Origin of the sequence: Enterobacter sp. JUb54 (genome assembly GCF_014298075.1) — a bacterium.
GTDB lineage: Bacteria > Pseudomonadota > Gammaproteobacteria > Enterobacterales > Enterobacteriaceae > Klebsiella > Klebsiella lignicola.
Map to the genome: position 1 here is coordinate 300,894 of NZ_CP060418.1, position 24,917 is coordinate 325,810.

The 24,917-nt window shown below is 54.7% G+C and carries 21 protein-coding genes and 1 tRNA gene; 13 read left to right on the forward strand and 9 right to left on the reverse strand.

Going from position 1 to position 24,917, the window contains the following annotated elements; translation table 11 throughout:
- Window positions 1-62 precede the first annotated feature (62 nt).
- Both rcsB and rcsD read right to left on the reverse strand, forming a co-directional pair.
- Window positions 63-713: a response regulator transcription factor RcsB gene (gene rcsB / locus HF679_RS01360; RefSeq protein WP_123755198.1), complete on the reverse strand. Its 651-nt coding sequence runs from the start codon at window positions 711-713 to the stop codon at window positions 63-65.
- Between the two features lie 15 nt (window positions 714-728).
- The gene (rcsD, locus tag HF679_RS01365; RefSeq protein ID WP_123755197.1) at window positions 729-3,386 is read right to left on the reverse strand and encodes a phosphotransferase RcsD; all 2,658 of its coding nucleotides are present in this window, start codon (window positions 3,384-3,386) and stop codon (window positions 729-731) included.
- 769 nt (window positions 3,387-4,155) lie between these two features.
- Between rcsD and ompK36 the strand changes: the two genes are divergently transcribed.
- The 6 genes from ompK36 (at window position 4,156) to mgtE (ending at window position 11,501) form a co-directional block, all read left to right on the forward strand.
- On the forward strand, window positions 4,156-5,247 hold the full coding sequence (ompK36, locus tag HF679_RS01370; RefSeq protein WP_123755196.1) for a porin OmpK36: 1,092 nt from the start codon (window positions 4,156-4,158) through the stop codon (window positions 5,245-5,247).
- Window positions 5,248-5,350: 103 nt separating this feature from the next.
- The gene (gene apbE, locus HF679_RS01375; protein ID WP_123755195.1) at window positions 5,351-6,403 is read left to right on the forward strand and encodes an FAD:protein FMN transferase ApbE; all 1,053 of its coding nucleotides are present in this window, start codon (window positions 5,351-5,353) and stop codon (window positions 6,401-6,403) included.
- Between the two features lie 72 nt (window positions 6,404-6,475).
- A complete protein-coding gene (gene ada / locus HF679_RS01380; RefSeq protein WP_123755194.1) occupies window positions 6,476-7,540 on the forward strand; it encodes a bifunctional DNA-binding transcriptional regulator/O6-methylguanine-DNA methyltransferase Ada in 1,065 nt (354 codons plus the stop codon).
- Complete coding sequence (alkB, locus tag HF679_RS01385) at window positions 7,540-8,199, forward strand: DNA oxidative demethylase AlkB (RefSeq protein WP_123755193.1); 660 nt, start codon at window positions 7,540-7,542, stop codon at window positions 8,197-8,199. Before ada ends, alkB begins: the two co-directional genes overlap by 1 nt.
- Before the next feature lie 78 nt (window positions 8,200-8,277).
- On the forward strand, window positions 8,278-9,921 hold the full coding sequence (locus tag HF679_RS01390; RefSeq protein WP_123755192.1) for a multidrug ABC transporter permease/ATP-binding protein: 1,644 nt from the start codon (window positions 8,278-8,280) through the stop codon (window positions 9,919-9,921).
- 143 nt (window positions 9,922-10,064) lie between these two features.
- Entirely contained in the window at window positions 10,065-11,501 is a 1,437-nt protein-coding gene (gene mgtE, locus HF679_RS01395) for a magnesium transporter (RefSeq protein ID WP_123755191.1), read from the forward strand.
- On the opposite strand, the gene HF679_RS01400 is transcribed toward mgtE, so the two are convergent.
- Window positions 11,464-12,711, reverse strand: a complete 1,248-nt coding sequence (locus HF679_RS01400; RefSeq protein ID WP_123755190.1) for a SulP family inorganic anion transporter — start codon at window positions 12,709-12,711, stop codon at window positions 11,464-11,466. The genes mgtE and HF679_RS01400 overlap by 38 nt on opposite strands.
- A 273-nt stretch (window positions 12,712-12,984) precedes the next feature.
- On the opposite strand from HF679_RS01400, the gene mqo reads away from it, so the two are divergent.
- The gene (mqo, locus tag HF679_RS01405) at window positions 12,985-14,616 is read left to right on the forward strand and encodes a malate dehydrogenase (quinone) (protein WP_187042517.1); all 1,632 of its coding nucleotides are present in this window, start codon (window positions 12,985-12,987) and stop codon (window positions 14,614-14,616) included.
- A gap of 47 nt (window positions 14,617-14,663) precedes the next feature.
- On the opposite strand, the gene eco is transcribed toward mqo, so the two are convergent.
- Both eco and HF679_RS01415 read right to left on the reverse strand, forming a co-directional pair.
- Window positions 14,664-15,155, reverse strand: coding sequence for a serine protease inhibitor ecotin (gene eco / locus HF679_RS01410; RefSeq protein ID WP_123755188.1), 492 nt, complete (start codon window positions 15,153-15,155; stop codon window positions 14,664-14,666).
- 218 nt (window positions 15,156-15,373) lie between these two features.
- Complete coding sequence (locus HF679_RS01415; protein WP_123755187.1) at window positions 15,374-16,483, reverse strand: AI-2E family transporter; 1,110 nt, start codon at window positions 16,481-16,483, stop codon at window positions 15,374-15,376.
- 237 nt (window positions 16,484-16,720) lie between these two features.
- On the opposite strand from HF679_RS01415, the gene HF679_RS01420 reads away from it, so the two are divergent.
- Window positions 16,721-17,422, forward strand: coding sequence for an integrase (locus HF679_RS01420; protein ID WP_123755186.1), 702 nt, complete (start codon window positions 16,721-16,723; stop codon window positions 17,420-17,422).
- Window positions 17,415-18,086, forward strand: a complete 672-nt coding sequence (locus HF679_RS01425; protein WP_187042518.1) for an RES family NAD+ phosphorylase — start codon at window positions 17,415-17,417, stop codon at window positions 18,084-18,086. Before HF679_RS01420 ends, HF679_RS01425 begins: the two co-directional genes overlap by 8 nt.
- 131 nt (window positions 18,087-18,217) lie before the next feature.
- On the opposite strand, the gene HF679_RS01430 is transcribed toward HF679_RS01425, so the two are convergent.
- A tRNA-Pro gene (locus HF679_RS01430) sits at window positions 18,218-18,294 on the reverse strand.
- A gap of 767 nt (window positions 18,295-19,061) precedes the next feature.
- Here HF679_RS01430 and HF679_RS01435 point away from each other — a divergent pair.
- Window positions 19,062-19,424 (forward strand): hypothetical protein, encoded by a 363-nt coding sequence (locus tag HF679_RS01435; protein ID WP_123755184.1) that lies wholly within the window; start codon window positions 19,062-19,064, stop codon window positions 19,422-19,424.
- A 156-nt stretch (window positions 19,425-19,580) separates the two neighbouring features.
- Window positions 19,581-19,964, forward strand: coding sequence for a hypothetical protein (locus tag HF679_RS24785; RefSeq protein WP_187043090.1), 384 nt, complete (start codon window positions 19,581-19,583; stop codon window positions 19,962-19,964).
- A 205-nt stretch (window positions 19,965-20,169) separates the two neighbouring features.
- On the opposite strand, the gene yejM is transcribed toward HF679_RS24785, so the two are convergent.
- On the reverse strand, window positions 20,170-21,930 hold the full coding sequence (yejM, locus tag HF679_RS01445; RefSeq protein WP_123755183.1) for an LPS biosynthesis-modulating metalloenzyme YejM: 1,761 nt from the start codon (window positions 21,928-21,930) through the stop codon (window positions 20,170-20,172).
- A 19-nt stretch (window positions 21,931-21,949) separates the two neighbouring features.
- Window positions 21,950-22,177: a YejL family protein gene (locus tag HF679_RS01450; protein WP_015583825.1), complete on the reverse strand. Its 228-nt coding sequence runs from the start codon at window positions 22,175-22,177 to the stop codon at window positions 21,950-21,952.
- A gap of 189 nt (window positions 22,178-22,366) precedes the next feature.
- Between HF679_RS01450 and yejK the strand changes: the two genes are divergently transcribed.
- Complete coding sequence (gene yejK, locus HF679_RS01455; RefSeq protein WP_123755182.1) at window positions 22,367-23,374, forward strand: nucleoid-associated protein YejK; 1,008 nt, start codon at window positions 22,367-22,369, stop codon at window positions 23,372-23,374.
- A 52-nt stretch (window positions 23,375-23,426) separates the two neighbouring features.
- Here the strand turns inward: yejK and HF679_RS01460 are convergent, their stop codons facing one another.
- On the reverse strand, window positions 23,427-24,191 hold the full coding sequence (locus HF679_RS01460; protein ID WP_123755181.1) for a DeoR/GlpR family DNA-binding transcription regulator: 765 nt from the start codon (window positions 24,189-24,191) through the stop codon (window positions 23,427-23,429).
- A gap of 81 nt (window positions 24,192-24,272) precedes the next feature.
- Here HF679_RS01460 and HF679_RS01465 point away from each other — a divergent pair, with 81 nt between their 5' ends.
- Complete coding sequence (locus HF679_RS01465; RefSeq protein WP_123755180.1) at window positions 24,273-24,887, forward strand: NUDIX domain-containing protein; 615 nt, start codon at window positions 24,273-24,275, stop codon at window positions 24,885-24,887.
- Window positions 24,888-24,917: the final 30 nt, after the last annotated feature.

Sequence of the window (24,917 nt, forward strand, 5' to 3'; positions counted from 1 at the left end):
AAGACGGGTGGGATTCTTACCCGGAGAAGGCGCGCGGCGCCATCATCCGGGTAGCAGAACAATTACTCTTTGTCGGTGGCGCTCAGCGTCACGGAAGAGAGGTAGTTCAGCAGGGCAATGTCGTTCTCAACGCCCAGCTTCATCATGGCCGATTTTTTCTGGCTGCTGATGGTTTTGATGCTGCGGTTCAGCTTTTTGGCGATCTCGGTCACGAGGAAGCCTTCGGCGAACAGGCGCAGCACTTCGCTCTCTTTCGGCGACAGGCGTTTATCACCGTAACCGCTGGCGCTGATTTTCTCCAGCAGACGCGCAACGCTTTCCGGGGTGAATTTTTTACCTTTCTGCAGAGCGGCCAGCGCTTTTGGCAGATCGGTCGGCGCGCCTTGTTTCAGCACGATCCCTTCGATATCCAGATCCAGCACCGCGCTGAGGATCGCCGGGTTGTTGTTCATCGTCAGGACGATGATCGACAGGTCAGGGAAGTGACGCTTGATATATTTGATCAAGGTGATCCCGTCGCCGTATTTGTCACCGGGCATCGACAGGTCGGTAATCAGAACGTGGGCGTCTAATTTGGGCAGATTGTTGATCAGTGCAGTCGAATCTTCAAATTCGCCAACAACGTTTACCCACTCGATTTGCTCAAGGGATTTACGAATACCGAACAGTACGATCGGGTGGTCATCGGCAATAATTACGTTCATCGTGTTCATGTATAGGCTACCTTGCTACAGCAAGCTCTTGACGTAGACGTCAATGTCGCTGATATATTTTTCTATGCCTTGCACATCTTTCTCGCGAATCAGATGCTCTAGCGTTTCACATAACTGTTTGCCGGGTATCAGATTAAGCATAGCAAACGCCCCTTTGAGGCGGTGCGCTGTCTGCGCCAGCGCAGCTAAATCGCTGGTTGCCAGTTCAGTATACAGTCTCTGAACATCATCCGGAACCGTGTCGGCAAATAGTGCGTAATAGCCGCTGGCGTGGAGTTCGGCGTTACTTTCGCTTCCAGCAGGGGTGGATTGCTCCTCTTCCTGCGCCAGCTGCTGTTCAATCAGTTGCAGAATCGCTTCCTGCATGGCTGTGCTGATATTAAAGTTGACACACAGTTGGCCTGGGCCAATTTTGCGTATCCCAACCTCATCATCGCTTAAAAGCAAGCCGGAAGCAGTAAGATTAGACGGATTATCTGTTAAAAACAGATCGTATTCTTGACTTGTCAGCCGCTCGTCCGGGGTGATGCAGGTCGCTCCCCAGTTTTCTAGCTGGCGCACCACGATTTTCCGCACTTCCTGGGCGGTAATATCCAGCATCACCACCACATCATCCAGCAGGTGTTCTCCCGCCTCGGCCGCTTCGCCGCTGGCCGGCATTTTGAGATGCAATGAATAGCGGGTACCCAGCGACTCTCGTGCCTTAATATTCAGCTGACCGCCCAGCTTGCGCGTCAGACGATCGCAGAGCCAGAAGGTGAGGGCGTTGGCTTTGCCATACAGATCGGACTGGGTCTCGTTAAGGAACGGGAAGTGCATGTTGTCGATTTCGTTGCCGGATACGCCGTTGCCGGTATCCAGAATACGGAAGGTCAGCCGGTCGTCGGCCGACTCATCTTTACTCACGTCGAGGGTGATTTTGCCAATTTGCGTGGTGGTCACCGAATATTGAATAAGCATCAGCAAGGTGCGGCGCAGCGCGTCACGATCGCCATAACGTTGTTCATTGGCCGGCAGCGCATTGTTAATCAGCAGCTGTAACCCTTTACGTTTGATCACCGGCAGGACTTCAGGCACGACTTCATCGATCAGTTCCTGAATTGAGAACAGCGCCGACTGGCTTTTCCAGCTGTCGCTCTCCAGCAGATTAGCCAGCTGAATATCATCTACCAGCTGCACCAGCTGGTCAGCATGTTGCGACAGCTGGCGGCTGTGCTCGATGCCGAGGGCCGCGGCTTCTTCCGCCAGGCTCTGCGCCGGTGCCTTCAGGGCGCTGCCGATATGCGCCATAAATGCTGCGCGACCCTGCTGGTTTTTCTCATACAGACGCTGAGCCTGCTTGAGCTTTTTATTGACCAGTACTTCCCGGTCCTGATCGCGAATAATGAAGATCTGCGTGCGCGGGGCAACCTGGCTGCGGTAGAGGCGAATTTCAAACAGCTCGTTGTTGATTGTCGCCTGAATCACTCCCTGATGCTGGTCCGCCATATTAGTGATGTTTTGCAGATTAAGATGCGGCAGCAGGTGATCGGCTATCGGGTTACTGATTATCGTGCGGTTAGTTTCCTGGTCGTGGACCAGCAGCCCCAGCGGCAGCAGCGAGACAATCTCTTCATTTATGGCGCGTTGGGTGCGTAATTCGCTGGTGGCGGCAGCGGAGACGCCGGTGCCGGTCTGACGCGTGCGGCCACCATAGTGACGGAAGGTGGTAAAGCCGAACAGGGTTAAAGCCAGCAGGCCGATAATCAGCAGCAGCGGCAGCAGAACATTCTGCAGCGATTCCATGATCAAGGTACCAAACGGAACGACCCAGATCAGGCGCATGCCGGTGGTGTTGATGCTGGTGGTCATCTCAATTTTGGTGCCATTAAAGTCGATACTGATGCTATCAGAGACTTCTTTATCCGGGCTGGTGGCACTGCTTTGTGCCGGGTCGGGCTCAATCCGGAAATTATCCAGCAGCATGCCGGGCGGTATCAGGTCATTGATCGGGAGATCGAAGGCCACCACGGTCGCCAGGTGTCCCGGTTGGTTAAAGGTGGTGCGCAAGGTGAAATAGTGGCCGTTTTGCCAGGACAGGCGGCGCAGTGACGAAAAGGTTTCTCTCTCGTCGAGGGTGTTGGCCTGCAGCAGCATCTCCGCGCGGCGGGACTCGACGACGCTGGTGATCGTCGACTCTTTAAAGCTGGATGACAGGTCCTTAAGCGGCAGTGTCGACACCAGAATCAGGCTGTTATCCAGGCCGTTGAGGTAGTACATCGACCACGGGATAGTTTCCGCGCCCCACAGGATGTCGAGGTAGCTGGAGATTTTTTGGGTCATCTCCAGGGTGGAACTGTCGTGGGAGCCAAATATCAGCGCTTCGGTTTTGCGCCGCGGTTTTTCCAGGTAATAGACATCCTGTTTCAGACGCGTTTCCTGTAAACCGTCACTGGTGGCACTGGTAGAGGTCGCGGCGATATTATCGTAAATCTGCCAGGTGGCATAACGCCAGCTGTCGATGCGTTTATGCAGCGCATGACTGACGTCGATGACCTGATAACTTTTATCTTTCAGCCAGGTGTTGACCGCACTTTGAACCATAACGCCCATCGTCGCCAGCAGGACGATAACCATCAAAATGAAGAAGCGGGTGATGCTACCAGGCATCAGGGAGAATTTTTTCTGGGTCATCGTGTGGCGAAGCGGCTCATCAATGTGTGTAAGCAGGGCATTGCACCAGGCGGCTGGTAGCAGAGTGAATACTGTAAGCAGTATAAAGGCTAATTTATCAAATCCATACTACAGATTGCCGTTCGTCAAAGTTTAATCGCGAGAATAATCTTAAAAAAATGAACGTCGGTAAGATGTACAGCAATGTTAATATTGTACAATTATTTACGGAATTTCACGGGTAAATAGCACTAAATAACAAGAAATTACCACCTTGAGCATTTTCTTATCGGCGAATTGTTTGATTAATAGACGTTATTTTTTTCGGGATAACACGCGGAAATTCAAGATATGTAAAGAAGGGTAAAAAAAAACCGAATGCAGGGCATCCGGTTCAAATAGGGGTAAACAGACATTCAGAACTGAATGACGGTAATAAATAAAGTTAATGATGATAGCGAGGATTATTCTAGTCGTAAGGCCGGTTTTTGTTTTGTCATTCAGTGCTATACGAATGTTGTCTCGTAACCACTTGAACTGCATTGGGAAAATTTATTTTCTTGATTATTGGTGCTTATTTTTGTGATTTTTGATGGTGCAGAAAAGTTCCCCTGCATTTACAAATTGAAACATCTTGTGGGAACTTTGAAACACCTTAGAAGTTTTCGTATCATATTCTTGTTGGATTATTCTGCATTTTACAGCACAATGAATATAGCCGACTGATTAGAAGGGTAATCAGTAAGCAGTGGCATAATAAAAGGCATATAACAAACAGAGGGTTAATAACATGAAAGTTAAAGTACTGTCCCTCCTGGTACCAGCTCTGCTGGTAGCAGGCGCAGCAAATGCGGCTGAAATTTATAACAAAGATGGCAACAAATTAGACCTGTACGGTAAAATCGATGGCCTGCACTACTTCTCTGACGACAAGAGCGTAGACGGCGACCAGACCTACATGCGTATTGGCGTTAAAGGCGAAACTCAGATCAACGACCAGCTGACCGGTTACGGCCAGTGGGAATACAACGTTCAGGCGAACAACACTGAAAGCTCCAGCGATCAGGCATGGACTCGTCTGGCATTTGCTGGTCTGAAATTTGGCGACGCAGGTTCTTTCGACTACGGTCGTAACTACGGCGTGGTATACGACGTAACGTCCTGGACCGACGTTCTGCCGGAATTCGGCGGCGACACCTACGGTTCTGACAACTTCCTGCAATCCCGTGCTAACGGTGTTGCTACCTACCGTAACTCTGACTTCTTCGGTCTGGTTGACGGCCTGAACTTTGCTCTGCAGTACCAGGGTAAAAACGGCAGCGTCAGCGGCGAAGGCGCGACCAACAACGGTCGTGGCGCTCTGAAACAGAACGGCGACGGTTTCGGTACTTCTGTAACTTATGACATCTTTGATGGCATCAGCGCTGGTTTCGCGTACTCCAACTCTAAACGTACCGACGATCAGAACGCACTGGTTCTGGGTGAAGGCGACCACGCTGAAACCTACACCGGCGGCCTGAAATACGACGCGAACAACGTTTACCTGGCAACTCAGTACACCCAGACTTACAACGCAACTCGCGCGGGTGACCTGGGCTTTGCTAACAAAGCACAGAACTTCGAAGTGGTTGCTCAGTACCAGTTCGACTTCGGTCTGCGTCCGTCCGTTGCTTACCTGCAGTCTAAAGGTAAGGATCTGAATGGTTACGGCGATCAGGATATCCTGAAATACGTTGACCTGGGTGCGACCTACTACTTCAACAAAAACATGTCTACCTATGTTGATTACAAAATCAACCTGCTGGATGACAACAACTTCACCCGTAACGCCGGTATCTCTACCGACGACGTGGTTGCACTGGGCCTGGTTTACCAGTTCTAAGTTGCACGAAGTTTATGAAAAAGGCGCCTCTGGCGCCTTTTTTTATGCCCGGTTTAACCTTGCTGGTGTAATCTTGCCGCCTTAGCAAGAGGAGCCTGACTTTATGGATATCACTTTTTTCCGTACCGCGCTGCTTAGCGTCTGCGTACTGCTTTCCGGCTGTGATTCAGCCACCACCTCCAGCGCACCAGCGCGTACCGCCACCGTCCTCGATGGCAAAACCATGGGCACCTTCTGGCGCGTCAGCGTGATTGACGTGGACCAGCAACAAGCCCAGGCGCTACGTCAGAAAGTACAGGCGCAGCTTGATGCTGACGACCGCCTGCTGTCCACCTGGAAAAACGACTCGGCGCTGATGCGCTTTAACCACTCGTCGGGCACTGAACCCTGGCCGGTGAGTGAGGCGATGGCCGATATCGTCACGATGTCGCTGCGCATCGGCGCGAAAACCGATGGCGCCATGGATATTACGGTGGGGCCGCTGGTTAATCTGTGGGGATTTGGCCCCGATAAACAACCGCTGAAAACACCGGATCCGCAACAGATCGCCGCCGCGAAAGCACGCACCGGACTGCAGCACCTGACGGTGATTAACCATGCGGATCGCCAGTATCTGCAAAAAGATATTCCGGATCTGTTTGTCGATCTCTCCACCGTGGGTGAAGGCTACGCCGCCGATCACCTGGCTCGCCTGATGGAGCAGGAGGGTATTTCGCGCTATCTGGTTTCTGTCGGCGGTGCGCTGGTGAGCCGGGGAATGAATGGCGACGAGCAACCGTGGCGGGTAGCGATCCAGAAACCGACCGATCGTGAAAATGCCGTTCAGGCGATCGTTGATATCAACGGCCATGGGATCAGCACCTCCGGTAGCTATCGCAACTATTATGAGCTCGATGGTAAACGGATTTCGCACGTTATCGACCCGCAAACCGGCCACCCCATCGACCATAAACTGGTGTCGGTGACGGTGATTGCGCCAACGGCGCTGGAAGCGGACGGCTGGGATACCGGCCTGATGGTACTGGGGCCGCAGAAAGCTCAGGAAGTCGTGCGTCAACAAGGACTGGCAGTCTATATGATTGTCAAAGAGGGCGACGGGTTTACAACCTGGATGTCGCCGCAGTTCCGCACTTTCCTGGTGGGCGAAAAAAATTAAACCGCAAGAATTCGGGTTTTTATTCACCGGCGCCGATGCAGACTGACGATACACTTAAAGCAGGAGCCCGTTATGAAACCGATAATTGCTGATACCGATGCGCGCCGCTGGCAGGCGGTGTGCGATCGTGATGCGAATGCCGATGGTCAGTTCGTTTTTGCCGTGTTGACCACCGGTATCTGCTGCCGTCCCTCCTGCCGTTCGCGGCGGGCGCTGCGGGAAAACGTGCGCTTTTATCCTGACGTCGAGGCGGCCGTGGCGGACGGCTTTCGTCCCTGCAAACGCTGCCAGCCGGACAACATCGACCCGCAGCAGCAGAAAGTGGACAAAGTCGCCCGTGCTTGCCGCCTGCTGGAACAGGATGCGCCGGTGACCCTTGAAACGCTGGCGCAGGCGCTGGCGGTCAGCCCGTTCCATTTTCATCGTTTGTTCAAATCAGTTACCGGCATGACGCCAAAAGCCTGGCAGCAGGCGTGGCGCGCGCGGCGTTTACGCGAGGCGCTGGGGCAGGGTGAAAAGGTCACACCTGCGGTGATGGCCGCCGGTTTTCCTGATGGCAGTAGCTACTATCGCCAGGCCGATGCCGCGCTCGGCATGACCGCCAGTCAGTTTCGTCGCGGCGGGGAAGATATCGATATTGTCTATACCTTAGGCGACTGTGCGGTTGGCCGCTGTCTGGTCGCAGAAAGCGAGCGGGGAGTGTGTGCCGTCCTGCCGGGGGAAGCCGATGGTCCGCTGCTTGATGAGCTTGTCCGCCTGTTCCCTAAAGCGCGGTTGATACCTGGCGATGCGTATTTCCATCAGCGGGTCGCGCAGGTCTTCGCCCATCTGGACGATCACCGCCAGGCCATCGACCTGCCGTTGGACATCCGCGGTACTGCTTTCCAGCAGCGCGTCTGGCTGGCGCTGCGCGAGATCCCGGCAGGCGAAACCCGCAGCTATCGCCAGGTGGCGCAGCGCATCGGTCAGCCGCGTGCGGTAAGAGCCGTGGCGGGAGCCTGTGCAGCGAATAAGCTGGCGATCGTCATCCCCTGTCATCGGGTGGTCCGTGAAGGCGGGGCGCTCTCGGGCTATCGCTGGGGAACGGCCCGCAAAGCCCAGCTGTTAATGCGCGAAGCGCACAGCGAGGAGCCGTAATGCTCGATTTATTTGCCGATACGCCTCCCTGGCAAGAGCCGCTGGCACCGGGAGCCGTGATTTTGCGGCGCTTTGCCACCTTGCAGGCGCCGGCTTTGCTGCAGGCTATCGCAGAGGTCGCCAGCCGCTCGCCGTTTCGTCAGATGGTGACGCCGGGCGGCTATACGATGTCGGTAGCGATGACCAACTGCGGCATGCTGGGCTGGACCACCGATAGCCATGGCTACCTTTATGCACCTGACGATCCGCTGACCGGGCAGCACTGGCCGCCGATGCCGACGCTATTTGCGACGCTGGCGGCAGAGGCGGCGCTGGCCTGCGGCTACCCGCGCTTTACCCCAGACGCCTGTTTAATCAACCGCTATCAGCCGGGCGCTAAACTCTCGTTGCATCAGGATAAAGATGAGCGCGATCTGCGGGCGCCGATTGTTTCCGTGTCGCTGGGGCTGCCGGCGGTGTTCCAGTTCGGCGGTCTGCGCCGGAATGACCCGCTGCAGCGGGTGCTGCTGGAGCACGGCGATGTGGTGGTGTGGGGCGGTGAATCGCGCCTGTTTTATCACGGTATTCAGCCGCTGAAAGCGGGGGATCATCCGCAGACCGGGAGCTGTCGCTATAATCTCACCTTCCGCCTGGCGGCTAATCTGACAGGTAATGAATAACAAAAATAAGAATTATTCTTGATGTCATCGCCGGGCCGTTTAAACTGCTGGCTGTTTTGCTTGTCCGGATTGCGTGTTATGGAACTCCTCCTCCTTGTTTGGCGCCAGTATCGCTGGCCGTTTATCTCAGTCATTGCCCTTAGTCTGCTCAGCGCGGCGCTGGGTATCGGGCTGATTGCCTTTATTAATCTGCGGTTAATGACCGTGGTCGATACCTCGCTGACGGTGTTACCGGAGTTTCTCGGCTTATTGCTGTTGCTGATGGCGGTGACGCTGGGTTCTCAGCTCGCGTTGACCACCCTTGGGCACCATTTTGTCTATCGTCTGCGCGGCGAATTTATCAAGCGGATCCTCGATACCCAAATCGAACAGGTTGAGAAAATCGGCAGCGCGTCGCTGCTGGCCGGACTCACCAGCGATGTGCGTAACATCACCATCGCGTTTGTGCGCCTGCCGGAGCTGGTGCAGGGGATTATCCTGACGTTTGGTTCCGCCGGTTATCTGGCGTGGCTGTCGGGGAAAATGATGATGGTCACCGCGCTGTGGATGGCGCTCACCATCTGGGGCGGCTTTGTGCTGGTGTCTCGCGTCTATAAACACATGGCGACGCTGCGGGAAACCGAAGACAAGCTCTATCACGACTATCAGACGGTGCTGGAAGGGCGCAAAGAGCTGACCCTCAACCGGGAACGCGCGGAATACGTGTTTAATCAGCTGTATTTGCCGGATGCCCGCGAATACCGTCACCATATTATCCGTGCCGATACTTTCCATCTCAGCGCGGTGAACTGGTCGAATATCATGATGCTGGGCGCTATTGGGCTGGTGTTCTGGATGGCCAACGGCCTTGGCTGGGCGAACACCGCGGTGGCGGCGACCTATTCGCTGACCCTGCTGTTCTTACGCACGCCGCTGCTCTCGGCGGTTGGCGCGCTGCCGACGCTGCTGAGCGCCCAGGTGGCGTTCAACAAGCTCCATCGCTTCTCTCTGGCGCCGTACCGGGCCGAGTTCCCGACGCCGCAGGCGCATCCTCACTGGCAGACCCTGGAGCTGCGCGACGTAAGCTTCCACTACCCGGACAACACTTTCGCGGTAGGGCCGATTAACCTGACCCTTAAGCGCGGCGAACTGGTCTTTTTGATCGGCGGCAACGGCAGCGGAAAATCGACGCTGGCAATGCTGCTGACCGGGCTGTATCAGCCGGCCTCCGGCGAGATCCTGCTCGATGGTCAGCCCCTGGTGGTCGATAAGCCGGAAGATTACCGCAAGCTTTTCTCGGCGGTGTTCACCGATGTCTGGCTGTTTGACCAGTTGCTGGGAGAGGGCGGCAACGCCGCTGACCCGGCGCTGGTAGCACAGTGGATGGCGCACCTGAAAATGACCCATAAGCTGACGCTGGATAACGGCAAAATCGTCGATTTGAAGCTGTCGAAGGGGCAGAAAAAACGGGTGGCGCTGCTGCTGGCGCTGGCGGAAGAACGCGATATCATTCTGCTGGATGAGTGGGCGGCGGATCAGGACCCGCATTTCCGCCGTGAGTTTTATCAGGTGCTGCTGCCGCTGATGCAGCAGATGGGGAAAACCATTTTTGCGATCAGCCATGACGATCATTACTTCCAGCATGCGGACCGCCTGCTGGAGATGCGCAGCGGCCAGCTGACGGAGCTGACCGGGGAAGAGCGCGAGCTGGCGACCCGTGATGCGGTGGCCCGCACCGCCTGATTGCCTGCGCCCCCTGGTCAACAGGGGGCGCGGTTGTTGATTTTTCCGCCGGACGAACACCCCGACGGTTATTTTTTCTCCCTCCCCGCGCTATGCTTATGGCACCTGGCCCGCCGCCTGTTCTTAAAAGGATTGCCTGACCGATGTCCGTGTTGCATAAAAAAAGCGCCAGATTGCGTGATGAAGAGCGTGCTCGTCTTATCTGGCTGCTGACCACCGATAAAGCCGTCACCTCGGCGCTGACAGGCAAATTAACCCTCGCCGAACGCTACGACGACGGCACCCTCGCGGACGATCTGGCCGAAGTGGAAGTGCTGGTTTCCCACCTGCCGCCGCCAGACCTTGCCGATGCCCTGGAAGCATTGCCAAACGACGGGCGTAATGCGCTCTGGCAACTGGTCCGCAATGATAAACGCGGCGAGGTGCTGCTTGAGGCATCCGAGAACGTCTGGGGCGATCTCATCGATAAGATGAGCGACCACGAGCTGCTGGATGCCCTGCAAACCCTGGATATCGACGAACAGGTCTATCTGGTTCAGCACCTGCCGCGTAACCTGACCGGCCGCCTGCTGGCGACGATGCCGCCGGATAAACGCGCGCGCGTGCGTCAGATGATGCGCTATGCCGACAACACCGTCGGGGCGATCATGGAGTTCGAGGTGATCGTCGTGCGCCCGGAAATGACCCTGGCCGCGGTGCAGCGCTATCTGCGGCGGCTGGGAAAAATGCCGGAGAACACCGATAAGCTATTTGTCACCACCCGCAATAAGCTGCTGCTGGGCGAGCTGGAGCTGCAGACCATTCTGCTCAATGATGCGCAAAAGCGGGTAGGCGATGTCATGGAAGGGGATCCGGTGACCTTCCAGCCTCACGAAGCCGCGGAAAAAGTGGCGCGTACCTTCGAACGTGATGACTTGCTTAGCGCCGCGGTGATTGACGCGGACGGGAAGTTAATGGGCCGTCTGACCATCGATGAGATCGTTGATGTGGTGTACGAAGAGACCGACAGCGATCTGCGTGGTATGGGCGGCCTGAGCAGCGAAGAGGACGTCTTCGCGCCGGTCAGCAAAGCGGTAAAAACCCGTTGGGCGTGGCTGGCGGTCAATCTGTGTACCGCCTTTATCGCCTCGCGGGTCATTGACGGCTTTGAACACACCATCTCACAGCTGGTGGCGCTTGCTTCCCTGATGCCGATCGTCGCCGGGATTGGCGGCAATACCGGTAATCAGACCATCACCATGATCGTCCGCGCGATGGCGCTACAGCACATTCAGCCCGGCAGCTTTTCGTTTTTGATTATGCGTGAAGTGGGCGTGGCGTTGATTAACGGTCTGGTGTGGGGCGGCATTATGGGGGGCATCACCTGGTGGCTGTATGACGACCCACAGCTGGGCGGCGTGATGACCCTGGCAATGATGCTGAATCTGCTGATGGCGGCGATAATGGGGGTCATTATCCCGATGGTGATGGTCAAACTGGGACGCGACCCGGCGGTCGGCTCCAGCGTGATGATCACCGCTATCACCGACACCGGCGGGTTCTTTATTTTTCTCGGTCTGGCGACGCTGTTTCTGATGTAACCTGCGGCTTGTTGCGCCAGCGCCGTGGAATCAGCGCCATCGCTGCAAGCCCTGCCAGTACGCCAATCGCCAGATTGCTGGTCCCGACCGTCGCGCCGACGGTCACCAGCATCACCAGCGTTTCTGGCCACGGATTTCGTGCCAGTTCCGCCGGGCGAAGGCTCTGCCAGCTGAAGGTTTTCGCCGCGACGATCACCATCACACCGGCCAGCACCACCATCGGAATTTTCGCCATCACTTCGCTCAGGGCGGTCACCAGCAACAGCAGCACCAGACCGGCGGCAATGGTAGAGACGCGGCTGCGCCCTTTGCCCATTTCGACGTTGACGATGGTCTGACCGATCATCGCGCAGCCGGCAATACCGCCATACATCCCTGCCAGTATATTGGCGATGCCCAGCCCGGTACTCTCGCGCGCTTTGTTTGACGGGGTCTGGGTCAGGTCATCCACCAGTTTTGCCGTCAGCAGTGATTCCATCAGACCCACAAAGGCAATGCTCAGCGCACAGGGCCAGATAATTTGCAGGGTATTCAGATCGAGCGGGACCAGCAGGGCGGTAAAGCCAGGCAGTCCGCCGCTCATGGACCCTTCGTCGCCAACGGTGGGCAGCAGCTGGCCGGTGGTGACGGTAAACAGGGTCAGCAGCACAATGGCGATCAGCGGCGAAGGGATGGCTTTTGTCAGGCGCGGCACCCACAGCACAATCAGCAGCGTCAGAACGAACAGGCCGAGTATCAGCGGCTGCTTGCTCCAGAAATGCGGCACCTGGGCAAAGAAGATCAGGATCCCCAGCGCGTTGACGAAGCCGGTCATCACCGAATGCGGAATAAAGCGCATTAACCTCGCCATGCCGCACAGCCCAAACAAAATTTGAATAATACCAGCCAAAATGACAGCGGGCAGAATATAGCCCACGCCGTGCTGGTGCACCATCGGCCCAATCACCAGCGCAACCGAACCGGCTGCTGCAGTAACCATCGCCGGTCTGCCGCCCAGTACCGACATCGCCAGACACAGCACCACCGAGGCAATCAGGCTGACCTTCGGGTCAACGCCGGCGATGACGGAGAAGGAGATCACTTCCGGGATCAGGGCCAGCGCAGTGATCACGCCTGCCAGGGTTTCCCGGGTCAGCAGCGCCGGTGAGCGTAATACGTGGCGAAGAGCGCCGGTTGCAGCGGAAGAGACGTGATTTGAGGCTTGAGGCATAAGCGATTCGCAGGTTGGTCAGCGGCGGCGGCACAAGCCTGGGCTTGTGTGCGGTCTGTCACAAAACAGGGGATGATAGCGCGGGCGCGTCACTTATACCAGTACAAAATATGATTTACCGTACACATTTATTAAACATTTTTATAACAGATCTCAAAACTCAACTTAAATTTTAAACAATATTTAATTTTTTGATCTTCGGTGTTACCTTGATTCACGAAATCGTTTCACCTGCGCTAATTATAAAAGCGAGTAAAGTAAGGCTCAAATCCGATGAAAAGAAAGATGGCCGTACCCAGCTCACCGGCGGTTGGTTCAAATACACCTCGGACCAACACCCGCCACGAGCAAGAGACGGATGTACTGTTGATTGGCGGCGGCATCATGAGCGCCACGTTGGGAACCTGGCTGCAGGAGCTTGAGCCGGACTGGTCTATTACCATGGTCGAGCAGATGTCCAGCGTCGCTGAAGAGAGCTCGAACGGCTGGAACAATGCGGGTACCGGCCATGCGGCGCTGATGGAGCTGAACTACACGCCACAAACCGCCAGTGGGATTAACATCGACAAAGCGGTCGATATCAACGAATCCTTCCATATTTCTCGTCAGTTTTGGGCCCACCAGGTGACCCGCGGCATACTCAGTAAGCCGAAATCATTTATTAACAGCGTGCCGCACATGAGCTTTGTGTGGGGCGAAGATAATGTCAATTTCCTGCGCGCGCGTTACGCGGCGCTGCAGCAGAGCGAACTGTTCCGCGGTATTCGCTATTCTGAAGATCATCAGCAGGTCAAAGCCTGGGCGCCGCTGGTGATGGAAGGGCGCGATCCACAGCAAAAAGTGGCCGCCACCCGCACCGAAGTCGGGACCGACGTGAACTACGGGGAAATCACCCGTCAGCTGATTGCCGGGCTGCAGACGCACGACAACTTCTCCCTGCAGCTGGGTACCGTTGTGCGCCGCTTTAAGCGCAACGCCGATAAGAGCTGGACGGTGACGCTGGCGGATGCCGACAATCGTCGTCAGAAGCGGGTGATTAAAGCCAAATTTATCTTTATCGGTGCCGGCGGTGCAGCGCTGACGCTGCTGCAGGAAACCGGTATTCCTCAGGCGAAAGAGTATGCCGGCTTCCCGGTGGGCGGCCAGTTCCTGGTCTGCGAAAACCCGGAGGTGGTTAACCACCATCTGGCTAAAGTCTACGGTCAGGCAGAAGTCGGGGCGCCGCCGATGTCGGTGCCGCATATCGATACCCGTATCATCGATGGCAAGCGCGTCGTGCTGTTTGGACCGTTCGCTACCTTCTCAACCCGCTTCCTGAAAAACGGTTCGCTGTGGGATCTGCTGGCATCAACCAACACCTCGAATATTCTGCCGATGCTCAACGTCGGTCTGGATAACTTCGATCTGGTGAAATACCTGATTAGCCAGGTGATGCAGAAAGATAACGATCGCCACGAAGCGCTGCGTGAATACTACCCGGAAGCGCGCAAAGAGGACTGGCGGTTGTGGCAGGCGGGTCAACGTGTGCAGATTATCAAACGTAACGGCAAGAAGGGCGTACTGCGTCTGGGCACCGAAGTGGTCAGCGATGATGACGGTACCGTTGCTGCTCTGCTGGGGGCATCGCCTGGTGCATCTACCGCGGCGCCGATCATGCTGCAGTTGGTGGAGACGGTCTTTAAAGAGAAGGTTCAGTCGGCGGCATGGCAGGCTAAGCTGAAAGAGATTGTTCCGTCTTACGGCATGCGTCTGGATGGTAATCCGGCGGCGATTGAGCAGGCGCTGGCGTGGACCAGCGAAGTGTTACAGCTGCACTACGAGCCGGTGACGGTAGCCGACGAGGTGCCAGAGGCGACGCTGAAACCGCTGTCCGGCGATAAACCGATGGCGGATATCGCACTGTAAGAAAAGCAACCCGGCGGCGCCTGCTGCCGGGTTTTTAGTGTCTGAGCTTAGCGCTCGACGGCATTACCGGTTGTTTCTTCTGCTTTCCAGATCCGGTATTTCACTTCAACGTTCGCCGGGGTATAAACTACAATCGGCAGCTTGCTGTTGTAGCGCAGCATTGCAGCATCGCCTAATCCGGCAGTGATAAATTTCTTCTCTTTCTTGCCATTCGGGCAGGCCATCATCGTCGAAATCGGTGAGGTTACTTTATCAAATACGTAGTAATCGTAGCCCCAGCCTTCCAGCGTTTTGCTTTCCAGCTGGCCGCCGAGACGATGGCGGTTACAGTCAACTTCCAGCGTCTGACCAATCATCAGCTCAACTTTATATGCCGATTCATCTGGCTGCTGCGGCAGCTGAATCACCTGACGCTTCATGCCTTGCTCTGCTTTCGGGTACGGCGCAACCTTTTCCAGCGGCTGCTCAGCGGCCAGCGCGCCGGTAGAAACACAGGCGATAGCCAGCAGGGAAACGGCAAGTGTAGAGATTTTTTTCACGATTCATGATCCTTTATCATCGAGTTTTAACGGCAGAAGATTAGCACTCTTTTGCTGACTGGTAAGAATTATTTACCAATGTTTTAATTGTACGTAGTTATATGTACTGATTTATAAGACTCTTCTGAATGTAGTTTCTGCCGTTGCGCCTGTTATGTGATTTAATCTGCTGGTGAGCATGTTTGGGCTCACCGGGGAGGCTAAACCTCCCCCCGAGATTACTCCTCCCGGCTGATTTTTCCTTCTTCAATAAACTCTTCATCAAGCTCATCGGTGTTGCCGGCGTGTTCACGGCCTGACAGCAGGTTCCAGCAGGCGATAAACAGGGCGGCGATCAGCGGGCCAATCACAAAACCATTAATGCCATAAATCTCCATGCCGCCGAGGGTAGCGATCAGGATCAGATAGTCCGGCATTCTGGTGTCTTTACCCACCAACAGCGGACGCAGAATATTGTCGACCAGGCCGATGACAATCACGAAGAAACCGACAATGAAAGCACCTTGCCAGAGTTGGTCGGTGGCGAACAGGAAGATGGCTGCGGGAACCCAGACGATGGCGGAGCCGACGGCCGGAATCAGCGACAGAAACGCCATGATCGCTCCCCACAAAATGCTGCCGTCGATACCGGCGACATAAAATGCGAACCCCCCCAGGATGCCCTGCGCAAGCGCCACCGCGGCGGTTCCCTTGACGGTTGCCCGTGATACGGCGGCAAACTTGGCAAACAGGTGATGCTTAACGTAGTTAGACAGCGGCAGCGCTTCAAGGATCGTCAGGACCAGATAAGGGCCATCTTTGAGCAGGAAAAACAGCAGATACAGCATAATACCGAAGCTGATGGTAAAGCCGAAGGTCCCTTTACCAATCAAAAATGCGCTACCGGCGAGATACTGTCCCCCTTTAAGGACGGCGTCTGAGAGCTGGCTCTGTATCTGCTGGGCGCTGTCGAGATGATGCTCAGAGAGGAAACTTCTGGCCCAGCCGGGCAGATGGGCAATCAGATCTGCCACGACGGTCGGAAATCGGGTGTCATTATGCTGAAGTTGGGTATACACCACGTTCAGCTCGATCGCCAGCGAGGAAATAATGATCGCCAGCGGGGTAAAGACAATCAGGCAAATGATGGCGACGGTCAGAAACGATGCCAGACCGTTCCGCTCCCCGAGGCGGCTACGTATCTTGTTTTTTACCGGGTTGAAAATAACCGACAGGATCGCGGCCCATAAGATAGCCGAGTAATAAGGCGAGAGAACATCAAAAAAGGCGAGGCTAACCACAAGCAAAATCAGGATAAAAAATCCTTTCGTAAGCCCATTTACTCTCATAGTAATCGTCCAGATGGCAGGCAAGTACGAGGAATAATAGAAGTTATTCCTCGATTTACAATCGGTAAAGTCGGCATTTGTTCTTAATGCGCCAGGCGCGCCGCTGAACAGGCCAGTGCAGAGGTACAATTGCCCAGGTGCGGCGACAAATGCGTAAATTTTGTTCATCCAGGGTGACAATGCTATCTCGCGATATATAATGAATATAACCAATATATCCATTTTGAGGAGGCGACGATGGCAATGAAGGGGAATACCGCGCGCCGTAATGAATCCTTTTTTGACATTAAAACCGTCAACGGTGATGAGCTGCATACTCTGACAACCCATGCCGATTCTGAGTATTTAGTCATTGATTTAGGAACCATCAGCGAACGTCATCGCGGTTTCGACGAAACGCTCAAAGTTGCGATGAACGCTGCAGTTAGTGCGGTTATCGCTTCCATGGGCATAGAGGCGCCAGGCGCGAGAGCACGAAAAGCCGCCGGTGCTGCGCCAAAACCTGTGGCGCCATCCGACGACAGGCAGAGGCGGGTGGAACGTAATGCGCTGCGTCGTGAAGAGCTGAATGCCCGCATTCTTGCGGATTCTGAATGGTTATCGGCAAAAGAGCTCTCGAATAAAGCGCAGTTCAAAAGCTCGAATCCCAGCGCCGGGCCGAATCGCTGGAAATCTGCGGGGCGGATATTTGCCGTTCAGCTTAACGGCAAAGATAAATACCCGGGATATGCGCTGGATGAAGGCTACCGCCCGGTACCCGTTGTTAAACAGGTTATCTCCTTATTTGGCGAGAAAAAAACGCCCTGGGGGCTGGCGATCTGGTTTGGTTCAGCCAACAGCTGGCTGGGGGGAAATAAGCCAAAAGATGTACTGAAAACTATGCCGGGTCAGGTGCTGCAGGCGGCACAGGCCGAACTGGATGGAGGAGGGCATGGCTAATGCGGATGAGGACGAGCAGGTTGCACGGCAAGTACCTGCTCCAAAGGAAAATCTTACCGCTAATATTGAGACCTGGGTTGCCGGAAAGCCCATTTACAGGATTCACTCATCCGAATTTACGGCGACGCAATTTAATCCGGGCCTGGGAAAGGCTCGTTTTAGTCCAATGCGTAATGGGGTGCTGACACTGTACGGCGGTGTCAGCACCGGCGTGGCGATTATGGAGACCGTTTTCCATGACTTACCCGCTGATTCTGCCGGGATTCCATTTGATTCAGGCAGGCTGGCGGGGAAGGTCCATTCAGTTATTAGGCCTGTGTTGGATCTGAACCTGGTCGATTTGAATCCTAAAACGCTACGGAAAATGGGGGTTAAGCGGTCTGAGCTTCTTGATTCTCCACCAGAGCAGTATGCCTTCACTCAGGAATATTCTTTAGCCATCTACCATGCTCACCCGGATGCTCATGGATTGCAGTGGTCATCCCGACAGCATGGTGACACTGCGCTGATGCTGTTTGGCGATCGGATAACCTCGGAGCAGCTGGAAGTGGAGATAGAGTCTGAATCTATTCTGGGCTCGGACTCGCTTTTGGATTTGATTGAGGCAGAGGCCGATCAGCTTGGCGTGGTGTTGATTGAGCCCTACGGCGGTGATGAACCGTAGGACCTGTAGCAGTCAAGGGGGGATAATGTGTCAGCTGGCAGTTGCTGTACTCAATTTCACCCCATTAACTCCGCGTACGAAAAACAGGCATAAAAAAACCAGCCATAAGAGGCTGGTTAATCTGGGATTTTTGGTCGGCACGAGAGGATTTGAACCTCCGACCCCCGACACCCCATGACGGTGCGCTACCAGGCTGCGCTACGTGCCGACGCGATATCTACAGATTGATGCTATAAAGCAGGAGCTATCCTAGTGTGCTTATGCTTGCCAGTCAACAGCATACAGCCAGCCGGTGGTTTAATTGCTTATCTAATGAGCTATTTGCGATAGCCACGCTTCCGTCGGTTAACCCCCCGTTTTTGCGGCAGGTTACGCCGGTTGCTGGTGGTGGGCCTGACGCGATTTTCACCGTCTGTACCCAGGAGTTATCTGAAATAATTAACTGCGAAAATAAAGTGTTCCTGCGAGCTAGTCCGCTATGATTTTTTTTGCCCGTTTTTCTTCCTTTCCTTCGCCTTCAGCAGATGGAAATCGATTACTTCCGCCTGTTTTTTATTAATTCATCTTTATATTTACGTTTCTTTACTGTGTTAATTATCGTATTAATGTCAATTAAATCCCTGTTAATAGCCGCCATTTTACGGCAGGAAACTGGTTGCTTATAGATATACAATATATTGATATATAGAAATATATTGGTAATTTATACATTTCCCCTGCTCATTAATGCAGACGAAATAGTTACGCCAAATCGACGCATTTTTAAGACTCTTTAAGTCAAGAAAGGTCAGCGGGGTTTGCAAATGCCGGTGCTGTCAGCATGATTCAGAGAGTCGGGCAGGTTTAGTATAAAAACCAACCGAAAAGTGGGTAGCACAAGTACATCGGCTTTACCAGGATTTGATAGTCAGTTTATCTGCCGGGCCAGAGAGACACATTGCGCGTCATCACCCGTGGTTGTTCGAGGTTACAGAGATGTTTATTCCAGTATGGGGTATGTATACCGTTGGCATGCTTATGTTTTTAATGTTTTGTGGTTTATATCATGGAGGTAAAAAGGAAGTTATTTTGAAGGCGAAGTATCACCATGCCGAACGAACGTTTTCCGATATCGCCTTGAATTTGTTTTCACTGGAATACGATCTCGAAAGGTATGTTGCCACCATAAAAAACTATGACCGTGAGTTACATAAGTATATTTCACAAGTCGACTGCATGTGGCGTACCTCATCCTATGAGGAACTGAAAGAAAACTTCGATGCCCAGCTGAGAAAACAGTGGGAATCACTACATCGTAGTCTGCAATACGCGCATCAAATTGCCGAAAAAAATTCATAGTCGTACTGCCAGAGCATCAATTTAACGGTGCGAAGGTGCCTGAAACATTCTGTTTTTAGTCACTCACACGCAATTGCACCGGGTAATACATCATCACTGGCGGCAGTGTCGCGATAATAACGATAATTGTTAAATGAAACGCAAAGGGTAAATGTCATGAAAAAGAAAATTCAGCTGGTCCTCGCGACAGCGGTGCTGGCGACGGCTTTCCAGGCGTCGGCGATCTCCGAGCATTATCGCCAGCAGTTGGAGCGTAGCGGGTGCACGCAGGTGACCGACGGCAACGGCTGCGACATCCATAAGAGCAAAGCCGAGAACGCCAGCGCGAGCCATCACGCGGCTGATACCGTGAGCAGTAGCTCGCTTAACAAGACCCTGCAGGGTAAGTCAGTAACACAGGCGACCCGGACGCTTAAAAATACCGGCTGGCGCCCGTCCGATGAAAATGCCTTAACGTTCTGGAACGAAGCACAACAGAAAACGCTGCGCATGAAAGTGGATCCTAAAACCGATACCGTGACGGCCATCAGCGTGAAATAAGCAACGCATCGCGGTGCATGATGTCCCGCTTATCAGCGAACAGGAGTCGATGTAGCGGCTGATTATCCAGCGATGAGAACATAAGCTCTCCTTTTATTTTTGGGAGAGATGCGGAAAATGCTGGGTATTATTTCGGGGATTTTTGATTCCTCTTCCCCGGCGGGATAATCACCGGGGAAGAGGCGGTTGATACGCAGTAGCTTACTCAGTTAGCGATGAAACGCTTTTCATCGGTGAGTATCTGCAGCAGCAGGCTGAGCTGAGGCTTACGGTTGTCAATCTTCTGACCGTCGCTGTTCCAGGTGCTGTAGGTACCGTTGTGGTTCAATACCACGGTGACGTCATGCGAGGTGACGGCCAGCGTCTCGCTGTTGGCGGCCGTGACCCAGGCACGGCGACGTGCCGGGCTGAACAGGTCTTCACCCTGTGAATACTCATTGGCCGGTGTGGAGACGTGCAGCAGACGCTGCATCAGCGTTGTCATCACATCTTTGTTATCGGTCAGCGTCGCGATGTTCTGCGCCGGAATCCCCGGCCAATGGATCACCAGCGGTACCTGCAACTGTTCCCGGGACCAGTCAAACTGACCGTGCTGCGGGTTCAACGGCATACCGTGACCTGCGGTGACGATCACCACCGTGTTGTCCAGTTTTCCGCTGTCGCGCAGGGTGCTTAACACCCGACCAATCTGGCTATCGACATCGCCGGCGGCGCGGCTGTAGCGGCGCACGAAGTTTTGTTGCTGGCTGTTTTCAAGCGTCGTGCCGTTCAGCGAAATCCACGAGAACCAGCGATTCTCATCCTGGGCATAGCGGTTCAGCCAGCTAATCCACTGATTGGCAGTCTGCTCATCGCTTTGGGTTTTGGCGACCGGCAGCGAGAAGTCAGACAGCAGCGCCTGGCGGTAAAGCGGGCTGCTGAAGCCATCAGAAGAGAACAGTCCCAACTGATAACCCTGCTGGTTCAGCGCGGTAATCAACGCCGCCGGAATACGGGCCGACAGTACGCCATCCATATAGCCCGGCGAGATCCCATAGAACAGACCAAAGATGCCGTTATCGGTAGTATTGCCGGAGCTCATATGCTGCGTGAAATTGACGCTCTCTTTGGCGAAACTGGCCAGTTCCGGCATGTTTTTCTCATACCGTGAGTAGTTCAGATTATCGACGGTAATCAGCAGCACGTTATAGCCGGCCCCGAGATCGCGATAGCGCAGGCTGCTCAGCGGGTATTCAACGGAGACCGCTTCCGGCGCCCCTTGCTCGACCAGACGTCGCTGATAATCCTGAGCATCAAGCAGACCGTGTTTCTCAAGGAAACGACGGGCCGTCATCGGATAGGAGAGCGGCAGGTTGGCCCGCTGCATGGTGATCGGGCGATAGAAGTTAGCATCCGCCCAGATATAAATCAGGTGGCTGCTGATAAATGAAATAAAGAACAGCCAGGCGACAGGCCGGGCATAGCGACGACGGCGCGTCAGGCTGCGTAGCTTCTGCCAGCTCCAGGTCGCAAACAGCATCTCCAGCAAGAAGATGATCGGCACGCTGATAAACATCAGCTGCCAGTCGCGTGCCATCTCGTTCTGGTCGGGGTTAATCACCAGTTCCCAGACAATAGGGTTAAGATGCAGGTGGAAACGGGTGAAGACTTCGCTGTCGATCAGCAACAGCGTCATCCCTATCGTCGCCAGAATGGCCGACAGGAAGCGCATTAATCGCTGAGAGACGACGATAAAGGTCAGCGGGAAGAGAATCAGTACATAGCTGGTGAAAACCAGAAAACTGAAGTGACCAACGAGGCTGACGTAAGAGAAAATACGCCCGCCCAACGTCGTTGGCCAGTCGGCGACAAAAAGATAGCGGCTGCCGAGCACCATGGCCAACAACATGTTGAACAAGGCGAACCAGTGCCCCCAGCTGACCATCTGGGAGATTTTTTCTCGGTAGGGCTGACGGTGAGTCACCATATACAGTTGTTGGTTATCCTTAGTGCGCCGGGTCGTCGTTGATTGAAGACTGCAGAGCCTGGGCAAATGAGCGGGCGATAGCCTGACGTTGCGCTGGCGCGACGCTACTATTGATCAGGTTGGTCACCATATTACCTAGCACCATCAGTGAAAGGTCAACGGGGGCTTTGTGTGTTTCCAGCACGTTGGTCAGCTCACTGAGCAGCTGTTCAACGTGTTCATCACTATAGCGGGATAATTGCGGCATAAATTCGAAATCTGTTTGTTCGTGAAAGGGCAACATATTACCGTAGCAGCAGCTTTTTTTCCGCATTTTTTCGCCACGGCGCAAAAGCGCGCAGGATCGCGAGTCTCTGGCTGTCGAAGAGTCACGCGGCGGTTGCGTCGCCGTCCCGGCGGTGGTTGAATACCGGCCGGTCTAAAAGGAGAGTTTAACATGAGTCTGGATATCGACCAGATTGCCCTGCATCAGTTAATCAAGCGTGATGAACAAAACCTCGAACTGGTGCTGCGTGATTCATTGCTGGAGCCCAACGCGACGGTCGTGGAAATGATGGCCGAGCTGCACCGCGTCTACAGCGCTAAAAATAAGGCCTATGGCCTGTTTAACGAAGAGAGTGAACTGGCGCAAGCCCTTCGCCTGCAGCGTCAGGGTGAAGAGGCATTTCTGCCGTTCAGCCGTGCGGCAACCGGTCGTCTGCGTGACGAGCTGGCGAAATATCCCTTCGCAGAAGGCGGTATCGTGCTGTTCTGCCAGTACCGTTATCTGGCGGTAGAGTATCTGCTGGTGGCGGTGCTGAATAACTTAAGCAGCATGCGCGTCAACGAAGATCTGGATATCAGCTCCACCCACTATCTGGATATTAACCATGCCGATATCGTGGCGCGTATCGATTTAACCGAATGGGAAACCAATCCGGAATCGACCCGCTACCTGACCTTCCTGAAGGGCCGGGTCGGGCGCAAAGTGGCCGATTTCTTTATGGATTTCCTCGGTGCCAGCGAAGGGCTTAATGCCAAGGCGCAGAACCGCGGGCTGCTGCAGGCGATTGATGATTTCGCCTCCGATGCGCAGCTCGATAAGTCCGAACGGCAGAACGTGCGCCAGCAGGTCTACACCTACTGCAACGAACAGCTGCAGGCGGGAGAAGAGATTGAGCTGGAGTCTTTATCGAAAGAGCTTGCCGGCGTCAGCGAGAAAACCTTCCAGGAGTTTACTGCGGAACAAGGGTATGAGCTGGAAGAGAGCTTCCCGGCGGACCGCAGCACGCTGCGCCAGTTAACCAAGTTTGCCGGCAGCGGCGGCGGGTTAACGATCAACTTCGATGCCATGCTGCTGGGCGAGCGAGTGTTCTGGGATCCGGCAACGGATACCCTGACCATCAAAGGCACACCGCCAAACCTGCGCGATCAGCTGCAGCGCCGGACCTCCGGCGGCAACTGACCGTAATCAGCCCCGGCCAGCGGCCGGGGTTGCTCACCTGCTTATCCTCTTCCTATTCCGCGCTTGCATGGATCGTCGCGATCCCGTGCCCGGCGAGCTGCGCCTGTAATACCGCGTCCAGTGGGCTATCGACAATCAACGTACTCGCCAGGCTCAACTCGCCAATCGCGAAGGCGGATGCCGAATTGAGCTTTTCCTGTGACGCCATCACGATGGTCTCCGCCGCTCGTGCTGCAAGCGCTCGCTTGATACCTGCCTCTTCATAATCGCCGGTGGTGAAACCGGCGCGATGGTGCACTCCGGTGACCCCCATGAAAAACAGATCGGCGTTAATACGCGCGATACCTTCCAGCGCGCTGGCGCCTACGGTCACCACCGAATGTTTAAACAGTCGTCCGCCGATAAGAATGACCTCGATCAACGGTCTGTCGACCAGCGCAACGGCAATTCCCGGGCTGTGGGTCACGATAGTGCAGGCTAAATCCGCAGGCAGATAGCTGACCATGTACCCGGTAGTGGTGCCGCCATCGAGGATCACCACCTGGCCCGGCTGGATCAGTGCCGCCGCCTGTCGGGCAATGGCCTGTTTTGAAGCTGTTTGCACGTTTTTTCTTGTTTCAATCGGGGCAATCGCGGCGGAAACCGGCAGGGCGCCACCGTGAACCCGCTGCAGCTTCCCCTCCGCCGCCAGTTCGCGTAAATCCCGGCGAATTGAGTCTTCTGAGACGTTAAATCGTTGGCTTAGCTCGCCGGACATCACCTGTTTTTCGGCGTTGAGGATCTGCAAAATCTGCTGTTTTCGTTGGCTGGCAAGCATGTTTTATCCTGCATGTTTGATCTTGTTTGTGCTTTATTTTGCATGTTATGGTGCTCGCTGTCACCTCATCAGGGGAAAAAAATGCAAAGTGAGATACCGCAGGTTCGTCATGTTCAGGAAACGTTGCTGTCCGATAACTGGTACACGCTAAAAAAATATACCTTTGAATTGCTGCGGCGGGACGGCCGTTGGCAGGAGCAAAGCCGTGAAGCCTACGATCGCGGCAACGGCGCCGTGATCCTGCTCTATAACCGGGCGAAGCAAACGGTGGTGCTGATCCGTCAGTTCCGCTTTCCAGTGTGGATTAACGGCCACGATGGCTTGCTGATCGAAGCGGCCGCCGGGCTGCTGGATAATGCCTCACCGGAAGAGCGCATTATCGCCGAAGCGGAAGAGGAGACCGGTTTTCGCGTTACGCGGATCGAGCCGGTGTTTACCGCCTATATGAGCCCAGGCTCGGTCACCGAGAAACTCTATTTTTTCATTGCTGAATACACGGCGGACGATCGCTGCGGCGAAGGGGGAGGGCTGGCGGCGGAAGGGGAAGATATCGAAGTGCTGGAATGGCCGTTAACCCAGGCGCTACAGGCGATCCGCGATGGTATTATCGTGGATGCGAAAACCATCATGCTGCTGCAACATCTGGCGCTGAATGCGGAAACGCTGCTGGCGCCGGAGCAGGGTAACAGGTTATAAAACAAAACGCCCCGGACCTTGCGGACCGGG